The 13276-nt window shown below is 62.3% G+C and carries 11 protein-coding genes; 7 read left to right on the top strand and 4 right to left on the bottom strand.

Annotated elements, in window-relative coordinates; translation table 11 throughout:
- Positions 1-39: 39 nt before the first annotated feature.
- On the bottom strand, positions 40-2181 hold the full coding sequence (locus FQ746_RS11275) for an AI-2E family transporter (RefSeq protein ID WP_144109438.1): 2142 nt from the start codon (positions 2179-2181) through the stop codon (positions 40-42).
- Positions 2182-2229: 48 nt separating this feature from the next.
- Positions 2230-2418 carry a DUF2934 domain-containing protein gene (locus FQ746_RS11270; RefSeq protein ID WP_144109650.1) on the bottom strand — a complete coding sequence of 63 codons (189 nt, stop codon included), beginning with the start codon at positions 2416-2418 and terminating at the stop codon, positions 2230-2232.
- Positions 2419-2691: 273 nt separating this feature from the next.
- Between FQ746_RS11270 and FQ746_RS11265 the strand changes: the two genes are divergently transcribed.
- The 3 genes from FQ746_RS11265 to FQ746_RS11255 are packed head-to-tail and all read left to right on the top strand — an operon-like array spanning position 2692 to position 5875.
- Positions 2692-3606: a TauD/TfdA dioxygenase family protein gene (locus FQ746_RS11265; protein WP_144109437.1), complete on the top strand. Its 915-nt coding sequence runs from the start codon at positions 2692-2694 to the stop codon at positions 3604-3606.
- Positions 3607-3660: 54 nt separating this feature from the next.
- A complete protein-coding gene (locus tag FQ746_RS11260) occupies positions 3661-5004 on the top strand; it encodes an MFS transporter (protein WP_222105864.1) in 1344 nt (447 codons plus the stop codon).
- Between the two features lie 58 nt (positions 5005-5062).
- Complete coding sequence (locus FQ746_RS11255) at positions 5063-5875, top strand: IclR family transcriptional regulator (RefSeq protein WP_144109436.1); 813 nt, start codon at positions 5063-5065, stop codon at positions 5873-5875.
- A gap of 97 nt (positions 5876-5972) precedes the next feature.
- Here the strand turns inward: FQ746_RS11255 and glgX are convergent, their stop codons facing one another.
- On the bottom strand, positions 5973-8189 hold the full coding sequence (glgX, locus tag FQ746_RS11250) for a glycogen debranching protein GlgX (RefSeq protein WP_144109435.1): 2217 nt from the start codon (positions 8187-8189) through the stop codon (positions 5973-5975).
- 417 nt (positions 8190-8606) lie between these two features.
- On the opposite strand from glgX, the gene FQ746_RS11245 reads away from it, so the two are divergent.
- Complete coding sequence (locus FQ746_RS11245; RefSeq protein ID WP_186310710.1) at positions 8607-9011, top strand: PRC-barrel domain-containing protein; 405 nt, start codon at positions 8607-8609, stop codon at positions 9009-9011.
- 27 nt (positions 9012-9038) lie between these two features.
- Here the strand turns inward: FQ746_RS11245 and FQ746_RS11240 are convergent, their stop codons facing one another.
- On the bottom strand, positions 9039-9977 hold the full coding sequence (locus FQ746_RS11240; RefSeq protein ID WP_144109433.1) for a LysR substrate-binding domain-containing protein: 939 nt from the start codon (positions 9975-9977) through the stop codon (positions 9039-9041).
- A 176-nt stretch (positions 9978-10153) separates the two neighbouring features.
- Here FQ746_RS11240 and FQ746_RS11235 point away from each other — a divergent pair, with 176 nt between their 5' ends.
- From FQ746_RS11235 to FQ746_RS11225, 3 genes are all read left to right on the top strand, one after another.
- Complete coding sequence (locus FQ746_RS11235) at positions 10154-11077, top strand: amino acid ABC transporter permease (protein ID WP_144109432.1); 924 nt, start codon at positions 10154-10156, stop codon at positions 11075-11077.
- Entirely contained in the window at positions 11077-11883 is an 807-nt protein-coding gene (locus FQ746_RS11230; protein WP_260853998.1) for an amino acid ABC transporter ATP-binding protein, read from the top strand. The genes FQ746_RS11235 and FQ746_RS11230 overlap by 1 nt, the downstream gene beginning before the upstream one ends.
- Before the next feature lie 62 nt (positions 11884-11945).
- Positions 11946-13268, top strand: a complete 1323-nt coding sequence (locus FQ746_RS11225) for an LLM class flavin-dependent oxidoreductase (RefSeq protein WP_144109431.1) — start codon at positions 11946-11948, stop codon at positions 13266-13268.
- The last annotated feature ends 8 nt before the right edge of the window (positions 13269-13276 follow it).

The raw sequence follows: 13276 nt of genomic DNA, 5'->3' as shown, positions 1-13276 counted from the left end.
ACCGTTGTCCAGCGACGACGGGCAATCACCGTCGCCGCTTCAAAGCGCCGGCTCGGCGCTTTGAAGCGCATCTTCGTCGCGACTCGGCGGCATAATTTGCGGCCGCTCGCCGCGGACCTGTTCGATACGGCGGCACGCGCCCAGCATCGCCTGCAAGCTGCTGGCATAGCACTCGGCGCCCATCGCGCTTTGCAGGTCCGCGCTCCACTTCTCCGTGTCTTCCGCGTCCCACAGTCCGACTACGATCGACACGTTCGGCAGGCGTGCGCGAAGCCGCTTCACCAGATATCGCAGATGCGACGGAATCCCGTCGATCTGCAAATAGAGAATGCAGACGATGCCGACATCGTCTGCATCGAGCGTATCGATAGCGGCACGCGACGCAGCGTCGTGCGGCAGTGCGCGCGAAACGAACCCGTGTTTGCCGAGCAGTTGCAACAGGATGGTGGTCGCCAGCGGGTCGAGCGGACCGCGGCCAGGAATGCACAGCACCCGTTGTCGAGGCGCGGTTTCGGGGTTTGCGTCAGCGTCACGCGCCAACGCGGTGATCCTGGTCGTCGCGCTCGTGACAGTCGCGTGGTCCCGCTGCGGGCCAACCATGTCCACGTCGGTCCGTATCCGGCTCGGGTCGCTCGCGTGGCCCGCCGCGCCGCGCAGAGTTTCGCCCGGCTGCGCGGCGTGCTCTTCCTGTTGCGGCTCGGTGGGCGCCATCGGGCCGACCGCGCTCCAGTCTTCGTCGGCATTGACGGGCGCCGGGTCGCGATCTTCGTAACCGTCCAGTCCGTCCACCAGATCGTTGGTCGTCGCTTCGATCCGCGCGAGTTGCGCCGGCGTCACGCTGCCGCGTACCACGTCGTTAGCGGCCAGTTGCAAACCCGGAATCGCCACGTCGTCGTAATACGCGGATAGCGAACGGTCGCGCAACAACGCTTCGGCCTGCTCGATCGCTTCATCGGGATCGCCGGCCAACGCGCGTTGATAAAAGTTTTCGACTGGCGTGAGCGCGGGCTGATCGCCGAGCAGGACGTCGAGAAATTCGAGCCGTCGCACATGACGGCCGAGCACGAGCAGACAGAGCGTAAGCGGCGTCGAAAGAATCAGACCAATCGGCCCCCAGATCCAGCTCCAGAAAATCGCGGCGACAACCACCGAGAACGGCGAAAGCCCCGTGCTGCGTCCATACAGAAGCGGCTCGACGATTTGCCCGACCACTCCTTCCACTGTTACGAACAGCGCGATCGACCAGATGGCCATTGCCCAGCCCGGACTGACGGCGGCCGCGAGCGCCGTTGCGAGCGTCGCGGAAATCCAGATGCCTACGTACGGCACCAGCCGCAGCAGCGCGGCGAGAATGCCCCATAAGATCGGGCTCGGCACGCCGATCATGAACAGTCCCGTGCCGATCACCACACCTACGCCCGCATTCAATCCGAGTTGCGAAACGAAGTAGCGGCTCAGGCGTCGCGCCGCTTCGTCCATCACCGTGGTGGTTCGGTGCAGATCGCGCGAGCCGAACAAACGGATGGCCCGGTCGCGCAAGTCGTCGCGTTGCAGCAGGATTACCACCATCACGACGAACACGATAAACGCGGTTTCCAGCGGACTGATGGCCGGCGACAACACACGCCGTGCGAGTTCGAAAGGCGTTGGAACCGGCTGGCGCACTTCGACCGGCATCGCAGCCGGCGCGGACGCACCGGCAGGCGATGCGGCATCGGTCGGCGCCGACGACTGCGGCGGTTCTATCGTCGCATGTTGCAGCGCCTGGCCCGCCGCGCTCGCGAAACGGTCGAGCTTGCCGACGGTCAGTTGATGCGCGATGTCCATCTTGTGCTGGATAGTCGCCTGATAGCGCGGCATGCCGGCGGCGAGATCGGTGAGCTGGGTCGCGATGACCGCGCCCAGCAGGCCGATGACCGACACCGAAATCACTACAGCCGCGAATACCGACGCAACGTGCCCGAGTTTCAGGCGGCCCAAGGCATTGGCAAGCGGCGCGACCAGGAAACTCAGCAACACCGCGAGCGTGATGGGAATCAGCACGGCGCTCGCGAAGTACAGACAGGCCACCACCGTCACGCCGATCGCCAACGCGATCAGCGTGTCGAGCCCAAACGCCGTCGGTGGCGCCTGAATGCGGGTGGCGGGTCGGTCGCCGTGAGAGTTCGGGAGTTCCTTCATGGTGCCCGGAGGTCCGAGGCTCCTGTGTCTGCGATTCGCTAACCCGGCTTATTCAGTCGATACGGTCGATGCGCCCGCAACCGGTCCGCTCTCGACCGGCGGTGCTTCGCTTTCGATCTCGGCGCGCGCCTGTTCCCAGTACTCGTCCGGCGTGCCCTTCGGCTCGCCTGCCTGTTCCCACAAGTAGTAAGCGCGCGTGCGGATCTGCTCCTCTTGCGAGGCCTGTTCGTGTTCCATTTCATCACCCATGGAGTTGACCTGACGATGACCGGTAGCGGTCGCAACCGCATGCTTCGCAGGAGTCGATTGGCGTGCGGCTGGCTGAAACGGAGCAAGTGCTATACCCGAGCATTGAAGCGAACATGGCTTGGCATTCACAGAATCGGACTCTTAGTTCGTTTTTTGAATTCATCCTTAGCAAGGTACCGGCGTTTACCCGCATTTACGGTTTCTACGGCGAGCCTCAATCTACCAATAACGGACACATCGTCCACTTTAAAGAGGTTGGCCATGCATTTTTCCGTAAAACCCTCCACCGCGCGACTCGGCGCTTTTGTCAGCGGTCTCGACCTGTCGCAACCGCTTTTGTCAGGGACGCGGGCGGCGCTCGAAGCCGCCATCGCCGAGCATGCCGTGCTCGTATTCCGCGACCAGCCGCTCACGCAGGACCAGCAGATCGCGCTGGCTCGCAGCTTCGGTCCGCTCGACCTCGGGCTGAAGCGTGTGAAAAAAACCGCCAGCCGTTTCAGATACGACGAGCTGCTCGATATCTCCAACGTGGACGTCAACGGAGAAGTGGCCGCGCGCAATACCCGGCGCGTCGTCAGCAACCTGGCCAACCAGCTCTGGCACAGCGACAGCTCGTTTCAGAAACCGGCCGCGCGCTACTCGATGCTGTCCGCCATCACCGTTGCATCAGAAGGCGGCGACACCGAATTCTGCGATCTCCGCGCGGCCTACGACGCGCTGCCGGAAGCCTGGAAACGGGAACTGGAAGGCCGGGAGGCGCTGCACTACGCGCTGCATTCGCGCTTCGTCCTCGGCGACGACGACTACACCGACGAGCAGCGCGCCGAACTGCCGCCCGTGGCGTGGCCTATCGTCCGCACGCATCCCGATTCGAAACGCAAGCTGCTGTTCGTCGGCGCGCATGCCTGCGAAGTGGTCGGCCTGACGCTGGCCGAAGGCCGCATGCTGCTGATGGATCTGCAGGAACATGCGACGCAGCGCGAGTTCGTCTACGCCCACCACTGGCAGCCGGGCGATCTGGTGATGTGGGACAACCGCAGCACGCTGCATCGCGGACGCCGTTACGACCTGTCGGAGCGGCGCGAGATGCGACGCACCACGACACTCGACGTGGACGGCGATGCAGGGGGCGACCACGCGACCCACGCTGAAGAGCCCAGCGCGCAAACCGCCTAGCATCCCGCCGATACAGACAACACATAACCCCAGGCGCGACTGGAGGAGACCCCGATGAATACCCGCATGGAAGACGCCGACTCTATCGGCGTGGCGACGCAACCCGGTGTGGCGGCTTCGGCCCGCCCGGCCGAACTCGATCGCGTAGTGAGCAAGGTCGGACGGCGGCTGATGTGGTTTCTGGTCGCGCTGTATCTCGTCGCGATCATGGACCGCAGCAACATCTCGTTCGCCGCGCTGACCATGAACGGCGCGATCGGCCTCTCGCCGAAAGCGTTCGGCATCGGCGTGGGAGCGATGTTCTTCACGTATGCGCTGTTCGAAATTCCCAGCAACCTGCTGCTGGCCCGAATCGGTGCGCGCGCAACGTTGACACGCATCGCGATTCTGTGGGGATTCGTCACCATGCTGATGGCGCTGGCGAGCGGTCCGCTGAGTTTCTGGTCGTTGCGCGCGGCGTTGGGCGCGGCCGAGTCGGGGCTCTTCCCCGGCGTCATGCTGTTTCTCAGCTTCTGGTTTCCGTATGCGTGGCGCGCGCGTTACAACGCGGTGTTCAATCTTGCCGTGCCGATCGCCTATATCCTCTCGGGTGTCGTATCGGGCTCCATCCTGACGATGGACGGCACCTGGGGACTCGCCGGCTGGCAGTGGCTTTTCGTCATCGAAGGCGCGCCGGCTGTCCTGCTCGGCATCGTCGGCGCGGTCTATCTGACGAACCGGCCGGCCGACGCACAATGGCTCTCGCCGGCCGAACGTCATCTGCTCGTCACGGCACTCGACGAGCGGCCGCCGAGCGGTCGCGTGTTCGAGCGGACGTCGATGTTGCGGGCGCTGCTCAACCCGATCGTCGTGACGATGGGCTTATGCAATACGTTGCTGTTTTGCGGACTGACCTCGGCGCAAGTCTGGCTACCGCAGATGATCAAGACCTACCATTCGTCGTACACGACCATCGGCCTGTTATCGGCGGTGCCGCCGCTCGCGGGACTCGTCGGCATGCTGACGCTCGGCCGGCTATCGGATCGATGGCCACACCGGTTCCTGCATACGTCTCTCGCGTTTCTGCTGTCGGCGCTAGGCTTCGTGATGGTCGCGTGCGCACATTCGCTATGGCTGACGCTCAGTGGCTTCACGCTGGCCACCGTAGGTATACTGGCGACCCAGGCCATCTTCTGGACGATCCCGCAGTCGTTTCTGCATCGCTCGACAGCGGCGGGTGCGATCGGCGCGATCGGCATGCTGGGCAGCATCGGCGGCGCCATCATGCCGATGATCGTCGGGCAGATGCGCATGCAGACGCACTCGTTCACGACGGGTTTCATCACCGTGGCGGTTGCCTGCGTTGCGGGCAGCGCGTTAATCGGCGTGCTGCACCGGCTACTGAAACAGCATCGCTAATCTCCGGCGGCGACGCGCGCGGCCCGTCTGCCGGTTTTTTCTTCCCTACGCTCAGAACATGTCACTTGCCCCACCCGACGACACTCGCCAGAAAGCCTCCGACGACGATGTCTCCGCGCTATCGCGTGGGCTCTCGGTACTCGAAGCCGTCACGGCCTCGCCGCATCCGGTGACCGTCAAGGAACTCGCCGACATGACGGGCATTCCGCGGCCCACCGTCGCGCGCATCGCCTCGACGCTCGTGAACGCCGGCTATGTCCGGCAACTCGACGGCAAGGACCGCTTCTTTCCCACCACGCGTTCTCTCGAACTCGCCAACACGTTTCTCGCGCACTTCGACATGCGCAAGGCGGTCAAGCCGTTCCTGCGCGAACTGGCCGAAGAATGCGGCGCGGCGGTTCATCTTTGTCTGCGCAACCGGCTGGATATGGTGGTAATCGAATCGGTGCGGCCCTCGGTCGGCCCCATCACCGTGCGACTCGGTCTCGGCGATCGGCTCGCGCTCGCGCGATCGGCCATCGGCCGCGCGCATCTGGCGAGCCTGCCCGCGGAGGAACGCGATCCGCTGCTGGAATCGCTGCGCCTGTCCGGCGCAAACGAAGGCATCGATCTGCGAGCCATGGTGAACAAGGCGGCCAAGGATCTGCAGGAGAAAGGCTTTGTCAGCGCATTCGGCGACTGGCATACCGACATCAACGCGGTCGCCGTGCCGATCGTGTCGCCGTCCGGCGAGCGCTTCGCGATCAATTGCGGCGGACCGGCGTTTCTGTTCTCGCCCGAAACCGTGCTCGAGCATATCGGGCCGCGCCTCGTGCAGTGCGCGGTTCGATTGCAGCGTCTGACCGGCGACGTCGTGCTCGGCGCCAATTAAAAACCGCCCCGGACTTTCACGAGCCGGATGGCCGATGAAGGTGTCGGGGCGGTCGGTCAACGCTGGGCCGGTTGCCCGGCCGTTGCGCTGCGGTCGTTTAAACGCCGGTCGGCGTGTCGGTTTCGTCCGTCGTGAGTTGCGCTTCAAGACGATCGAACACACGTTGCGTCGCGCGATTAGGGGCATCGAGTGCGAACAGCAACAGCGAACGCGCGGTGACCTGATATTCGTCGCCGGCGCTGAACTGCGGCAACTCCGGGCGCACCGGCATGTTGGTATCCAGCAGGCAGGTCCACTTCTCGCCTTCGGGAATGTCCGGCAAGGTGAAATTGACCACGTCATGGTGTGCGTTGAACACCAGCAGCAACGTCGCGTCCGACGCCGGACGGCGAATCCCGCTCTCCTGCGCGCGGCCGTCGATCACGAGGCCGAAGCAGCGCATCGACGCATCGTCCCACTGCTCCTGCGTGAGATCGGTGCCGGACGGCGACAGCCAGCGCGCGTCGGTGACGTCCAGCGCCTCGTTGTACTCGCCCGCGAGAAAACGTCCGCGCCGGAGCACCGGCAAACGGTGCCGCAACGTGGTCAGATTCTTGACGAACTCGGTCAGCGCGCGACCGTCGTCGTCGATCCCTTCCCAATCCACCCAACTGATTTCGTTGTCCTGGCAATACGCATTGTTATTACCCTTCTGCGTGCGCCCGAACTCGTCGCCCGCGAGAATCATCGGCGTGCCTTGCGAGAGCAGCAACGTAGCCAGCAGATTGCGCTTCTGACGCTCGCGCTGCTGGCGGATTTCCAGGTCCGACGTCGGGCCTTCCGCGCCCATGTTCCAGGACTTGTTGTCGGAGTGGCCGTCCTTGTTGTCCTCGCCGTTGGCGTCGTTGTGCTTGTCGTTGTACGAGACCAGATCGTTGAGCGTGAAACCGTCGTGCGCGGTGATGAAGTTCACACTGGCCCACGGACGCCGGCCACGGTGATTGAACTTGTCGCCCGAACCCGTCACGCGGGTGGCGAAATCGGCGACCTTGCCTTCGTCGCCCTTCCAGTACTCGCGCACCGTGTCGCGGAAGCGGTCGTTCCATTCCGCCCAGCCTGGCGGGAAACCGCCGACCTGGTAGCCGCCTGGACCGCAGTCCCACGGCTCGGCAATCAGGCGCACGCTGGAGAGCACCGGGTCCTGGCGGCAACTGTCGAGAAAGCCGCCGCCTTCGTCGAAGCCATGCAACTCGCGGCCCAGAATGGTGGCGAGGTCGAAGCGGAAACCGTCCACCTTCATTTCCGTCACCCAGTAGCGCAGGCTGTCGGTCACCATTTGCAGCACGCGCGGATGCGACAGGTTCAGCGTATTGCCGGTCCCCGTGTCGTTGATGTAGTAACGCGGCTCGTCGGGCATGAGGCGGTAGTACGACGCGTTGTCGATGCCTTTGAAGGAGATCGTCGGGCCGCGTTCGTTGCCTTCGGCGGTGTGGTTGTAGACCACGTCGAGAATCACCTCGAGATCGGCGGTGTGGAAGCGGTCCACCATCTCCTTGAACTCGCCGACCGAATCGACCGACGACGCAAAGAAGCGCGGGTCGGCCGCGAAAAAGCCGATCGTGTTGTAGCCCCAGTAGTTCGTCAGACCTTTATCCAGCAGATAGCTGTCGTTCACGAAGGTCTGGATCGGCATCAACTCGACTGAGGTCACGCCCAGCCCTTTGATGTAGTCGAGCACCACCTGCTGTCCAAGTCCGGCAAACGTGCCGCGCAGATTTTCCGGTACCTCCGGATGACGCTTGGTAAAACCGCGCACATGGGTCTCGTAGAAAATCACGCGCTCCCATGGCCGAGCATTGCGCTCCGGATGGCTCCACGAGAAATTGGCATCCACTACTTTGCACTTCGGCACGAATGGCGCGCTGTCGCGTTCGTCGAAGGACAGATCGCCCTCTTCTGAATCGAGCGTATAGCCGAAAATCTCCGGTGCCCATTTCAGCTCGCCGATATGCGCCTTGGCGTAGGGGTCGAGCAGCAGCTTGTTCGGGTTGAAACGGTGTCCTTTCTCCGGCTCGTACGGGCCATGCACGCGGTATCCATACACTGCGCCCGGCTTGAGATTCGGCACGAATACGTGCCATACCTCGTCGGTGTATTCCGGCAGTTCGATCCGTTCGATTTCGGTTTCGCCCGTTTCGTCGAACAGACAGAGTTCGACCTTGGTGGCATGCGCCGAGAATAGCGCGAAATTGACACCGCTTCCGTTCCACGTCGCGCCAAGCGGGAAAGGCGTGCCTTCCGAGATGCGGGTGGAATAGTTGGCCTGTGATGACATAGGAATTCCTGTGGAAGCAAGAAGCGCAGACGCGCATGTTTTAGTGTGGGCAATGCTACAGGTCATACAAAGATGCAGTGTCGTCAGGCTCCGTTCAAACGGATGAGGCGTGCCGCGCGACGGTGCGAACACGCGGCGTGCGCGGGTATCGCGAAAAGAACTCGCGCACGCTTCCAAACGACGGGCGTGCTGAATCAGCAATATCCAGACCCGAGCCCGCCTGTCGCCGGTGCGAGGGCGGCGAACGGGATGCCGGGCAAGGCCGGACGGCGGTTGCGCCAGTTTTCTCAAACTTTTTCACCAACGGCGCGCCACCGCCTTCACACCCGCGAGGCACAACTATTGCAGCAAGCCTGGTGAAAGCTGACCGACGACGTGCCGTCATTCAGGCGGCCGACTTCCACAGGAGAATCCATGATGCGAAGCCTGCAACTCAAACCGCTGCTTACCGCCGCAGTCCTTCTCGGCGCGCTGGCCAGTTACGGCAATGCCTACGCGCAAGGTGCGCCGCAGGCCATTACCGAAAAACGTACCGACGTGGTCCAACTGGCGAGTGGCTATCGCGCCTCGAAACTGAGCGGCGCCGACGTGTACAACAAAAGCAAGGACAGCATCGGCACGCTCGACGATCTGATCGTCTCGCCGAGCGGCGACCGCGGCACTTACGCGATTCTGTCAGTGGGCGGGTTCCTCGGCATAGGCAAGCATCTGGTCGCCGTTCCGTTCAACGATCTGCAGATCAATAACCGGCGCGTGGTGTTGCCGGAGGCCACGAAGAATTCGCTGGAAGCGTTGCCGGAATTCAAGTACGCGCCCGATTGATCGACTTGTCTTTATAGCCGCGCGCTGTCAGGTCTGGACGGCGCGCGGCTTGTTGCGCTTGCTGGCGAGAACATTGGAGCGCTCGTGGTCCGCAAGCAGCATGCGTCGAAAACCCTGCGCGGCGGCGGGCAAAGGTCGCGCCGTCGAACTGATCAGGTAAGCGCGATACTCCACGCGCGGTTTGAACGCCGCGATGTAATAGCCCAGATGCGCGAACTCCTCTGCGCTTTCGCGCATCACCAGGCCGCTGCCCAGACCTTCGGCCACCATATGGCACACCGACGACGCCCACGGCGTCTCCGCGCGAACGCGGCGTTCCACGCCATGCGCGTCGAAGATCGCATCGATCGACGTGCGCGACTTCACTTTCATGGCCATTGAAATGAAGTCTTCGCCCGACAGGTCCGCCGGCTGGATCAACTCACGGCCCGTTAGTCTGTGTCCTTCGGGAAGGATGCAGACCAGTTCCGAATTGCAGATTTCCTCGCTATGAATGCCATCGCGATCCGACGCGCGCAGCGCAATGCCGAGATCGACGGTTTGCCGCGAAACCGCGTCGATTACCGCATCCGTCGACATCGGCAGCAGCGACGTGAGTAGATCCTCGCGCCCAGCCACGTATTGCGCGATTCGCCGGCTGATCCAGCCTTCCGCGAACGCCGGAAAGACCCCGACCCGTAAATAGCCGCGCCGCGCCCCGCCGATTTCGCGCGCTACTTCGTTCAGATAATCGAGCCCCCGATAGACTTGCGAGACTTCGACGAAGAAGATCTCCGCCTCCGGCGTCGGCATGAGCTTGCCTCTGCGTCGTTCGAAAGCGACGAAGCCGGCCTCGTGTTCGAAGCGCTCGATCATGCGGCTGACCGCCGGCTGGGAGACGTTCAATTGTGTCGCCGCAGCTGTGATGGAGCCGTGCGTCATGACGGCCACGAACACTTCCATCTGCTTCGCGTTGAGTCTGGCCAATTCGATTTCCTCAGATGTGAAACTGCCGGTGTGGTGGGTCAAGGTAGCTTCCCGGTCTCGGCCCGCCCGCGCAAGGGTATTACATGGGATTAGTTTGAACCAACAAAATTCGAATAGATGTAATAGTTTTGGGTGCCTATAGTCAGTTCACAAACCGCTCCATGAGGACAGGCCCTGTGAACCTAGAAGCTCAAAAAGACCTGCAAGACAGCCCCACGTTTTTTCCAGAGCCGCTTGCGCGAAGCGTTTCCGGTCCCGAAGCGGTACCGGCGGCCCCCCTGCGCATCCATGCGCGTCCGAAAAAATCGGACTGGCTCTGGTACGCGATGCTGGCGCTCTTCGTCGTGTTGTTCGTCGAACTGGTGATCGAGAATCCGCGCTGGCAGTGGGACCTCGTCGCGCATTACCTCTTCAACAAACGCGTACTCACCGGACTCGGCAACACGCTGATTCTCACCGTGCTCTCGAGCGCGCTCGGCCTGTGCTTCGGCGTAGTGGTGGCCGCTTGCCGGATGGCGGACAACCCGATTCTGCAAGGCGCGGGTTATCTGTATATCTGGATCATCCGCGCGACGCCGCCGCTCGCGATGCTGCTGTTCCTGTTCTTTCTGTCCGCGCTGGTCCCGCGTTTATATCTGCCGCTGCCGCTGTTGCACACGACCTTATTCGACCTCGACACGAACCGGATCATTTCGCGTTTTAGCGCCGCGGTGATTGGCCTTGCGTTGTATCTGGGCGGTTATAGCGCGGAGATCTTCCGCGGCGGCGTGAACGCCGTCGATCCCGGTCAGCGCGAAGCGTGCAAAGCGATCGGCATGAGCGATTTGCGCATGATGTGGCACATCGTCGTGCCGCAGGCCATCCGCATCATCATTCCGCCGCTCGCCAACGAACTCATCACGATGTTCAAGAACACCTCGCTCGTCACCGTGATCGGTTATGTCGAATTGCTGACCACCGTGCAGCTGATCTACGCGAACAATTTCGAAACCATCCCGCTGCTGACCGTCGCCTGTATCTGGTATCTGCTGCTGACGAGTCTTGCCATGGGCGCACAGAGCTTACTGGAACGTCATTTCAGAAAAGGAGTCCGGTCGTGATGACACTCGACACCGCCACACCCATGTCCATGCCGAACGACACCCCTCGCCTGCTTGACATGCGTTCCATCACCAAACGGTTCGGCGCTTTCACCGCGCTGGACGCGGTGGATTTCTCGCTCGGCAAAGGCGAAGTCGTCGCGATCATCGGGCCATCCGGTTCGGGCAAAAGCACCTTGTTACGCTGCATCAACATGCTCGAGATGATCGACGCCGGCCGGATTACGTTCAAAGGCGAAGTCCTTGGTACCGAGATGCGCGGCAAGCGTTGCATTCGCGTCGCGAAGAAAACGATGGACCGCCAGCGCCGTCACTTTGGGATGGTGTTTCAGGGGTTTCACCTGTTTCCGCACTACTCGGCACTCGACAACGTGCTCGCCGGACCCTGCATTGTCGGCGGCCAGCGGAAGAAAGACGCGCTCGAACGGGGCCGCTATCTGCTCGCCCGTGTCGGACTCGCGGACCGGATGAACCACTATCCGGCACAGCTGTCCGGCGGCCAGAAACAGCGCGTCGCGATTGCACGGGCGCTCGCCATGGACCCCGAGGTGATGCTGTTCGACGAACCGACCAGCGCGCTCGACCCCGAACTCGTCAATGAAGTACTCGACGTCATCAAGGAACTCGCGCTGAACGGCACCACCATGGTGATCGTCACGCACGAAATGGAGTTTGCCCGCAAAGTCGCCAGCCGCGTGGTGTTGATGGACGGTGGGCGAATCGTGGATCAAGGCACGCCCGCGCATATTTTCGGCGGCGGCGGTACCGAGCGGTGCAAGCGCTTCCTGTCCAGCCTGCATGAATAACGCGTGCGTACTTTGCCCCGACACGCCTCACGAATATCTGAACATTTGAACGAGATTGAAACATGACCGATAACAACAGCAAGATGAGACTTGGGCTCTCGATGCGCTATCTGGGCTACCACATGGCGGCCTGGCGCCATCCCGATGTGCCGGCGAACGGCGCGATCGATTTCAACTATTTTCTGAGTAGCGCAAAAAAGGCCGAGGCCGCCAAGCTCGACATGATCTTCTTCGCGGACGGCATCGGTATTCGTGCAAACGACAAGCCGGCTGGTTCGCTGGAACGCGACTCGAAGAACGCCGAACTCGAACCGCTCACGCTGCTCGCGGCCATTGGCTCGCACACCGAGCGCATCGGTCTGGTGGCCACGGCATCGACCACCTACAACGAGCCGTTTCATATCGCCCGCAAATATGCGTCGATCGACCATATCAGCGGCGGCCGGGCCGGCTGGAACGTCGTGACGTCGTGGTCGCAGCAGGAAGCGTGGAATTTCAGCCGCGACGAACATCTCGGCTATGAGGAGCGTTATGAGCGTGCGGACGAATTCGTCGACGTCGTGAAGAAACTCTGGAGCAGTTGGGAAGACGACGCGTTCATTCGCGACAAGCAGAGCGGTGTGTTTTACGACGCGTCGAAGCTGCATGTGCCGAATCACAAAGGCAAGCACTTCAGCGTGCGCGGACCACTCAATTCCGCGCGCACGCCGCAGGGTCAGCCAATTATCGTGCAAGCGGGCGCTGCCGAAGCCGGGCGCGAACTCGCCGCCAAGAGTGCCGACGTGGTGTACAGCAATGCCGCCGATTTCGAAGGCGCCAAAGCGTATTACGACGACATCAAAGGCAGACTGGCGCGCTATGACCGCACGCCGGATCAGCTTCTGATCATGCCGGGCGTCACGCTTTATGTCGGCGAAACACGTCAGGAAGCACAGGATAAATTCGACCAGTTGCAGGACCTGATCGATCCGCTCAGCGGTCTGGCCATGCTGTACGGCGTGCTCGGGGACCTCTCCGGGTACGACCTGGACGGACCCGTTCCCGATGTGGGCAACCAGCGCGTGCGCAGCATTGCAGAGAACCTGCTGACTACGGCACGAAAAGAGAACCTGACGATCCGCCAGTTGTTCAAACGCGTGGCGTCGAGCAATAGCCGGCAATTGATCGGCACCGCCGCCGACATCACCGATGAACTGGAAGCGTGGTTCAGGGACGGCGCTGCCGACGGCTTCAACATCTGCCCGCCTACGTTGCCGCAAGGCATGGACGACCTCGCGCAATTCGTTCTTCCCGAATTGCGCAAACGCGGCCTGTTTCGCACCGAATACGAGAGCAGCACGTTGCGCGGCAATCTCGGCCTCCCGCGTTGCACGTTCGCTCATTAATTCGAGGT

This window comes from Paraburkholderia sp. BCC1886 (assembly GCF_900996245.1).
Taxonomy (GTDB): Bacteria; Pseudomonadota; Gammaproteobacteria; order Burkholderiales; family Burkholderiaceae; genus Paraburkholderia.
Note: the sequence above shows the minus strand (reverse complement) of the source record. Positions and strands in the feature narration are given on the sequence as shown.

Coding starts and splice junctions, on each gene's coding strand:
- FQ746_RS11275 (WP_144109438.1), bottom strand. CDS start 2,181: ATGAAGGAACTCCCGAACTCTCACGGCGACCGACCCGCCACCCGCATT.
- FQ746_RS11270 (WP_144109650.1), bottom strand. CDS start 2,418: ATGGAACACGAACAGGCCTCGCAAGAGGAGCAGATCCGCACGCGCGCT.
- FQ746_RS11265 (WP_144109437.1), top strand. CDS start 2,692: ATGCATTTTTCCGTAAAACCCTCCACCGCGCGACTCGGCGCTTTTGTC.
- FQ746_RS11260 (WP_222105864.1), top strand. CDS start 3,661: ATGAATACCCGCATGGAAGACGCCGACTCTATCGGCGTGGCGACGCAA.
- FQ746_RS11255 (WP_144109436.1), top strand. CDS start 5,063: ATGTCACTTGCCCCACCCGACGACACTCGCCAGAAAGCCTCCGACGAC.
- glgX (WP_144109435.1), bottom strand. CDS start 8,189: ATGTCATCACAGGCCAACTATTCCACCCGCATCTCGGAAGGCACGCCT.
- FQ746_RS11245 (WP_186310710.1), top strand. CDS start 8,607: ATGCGAAGCCTGCAACTCAAACCGCTGCTTACCGCCGCAGTCCTTCTC.
- FQ746_RS11230 (WP_260853998.1), top strand. CDS start 11,077: ATGACACTCGACACCGCCACACCCATGTCCATGCCGAACGACACCCCT.
- FQ746_RS11225 (WP_144109431.1), top strand. CDS start 11,946: ATGACCGATAACAACAGCAAGATGAGACTTGGGCTCTCGATGCGCTAT.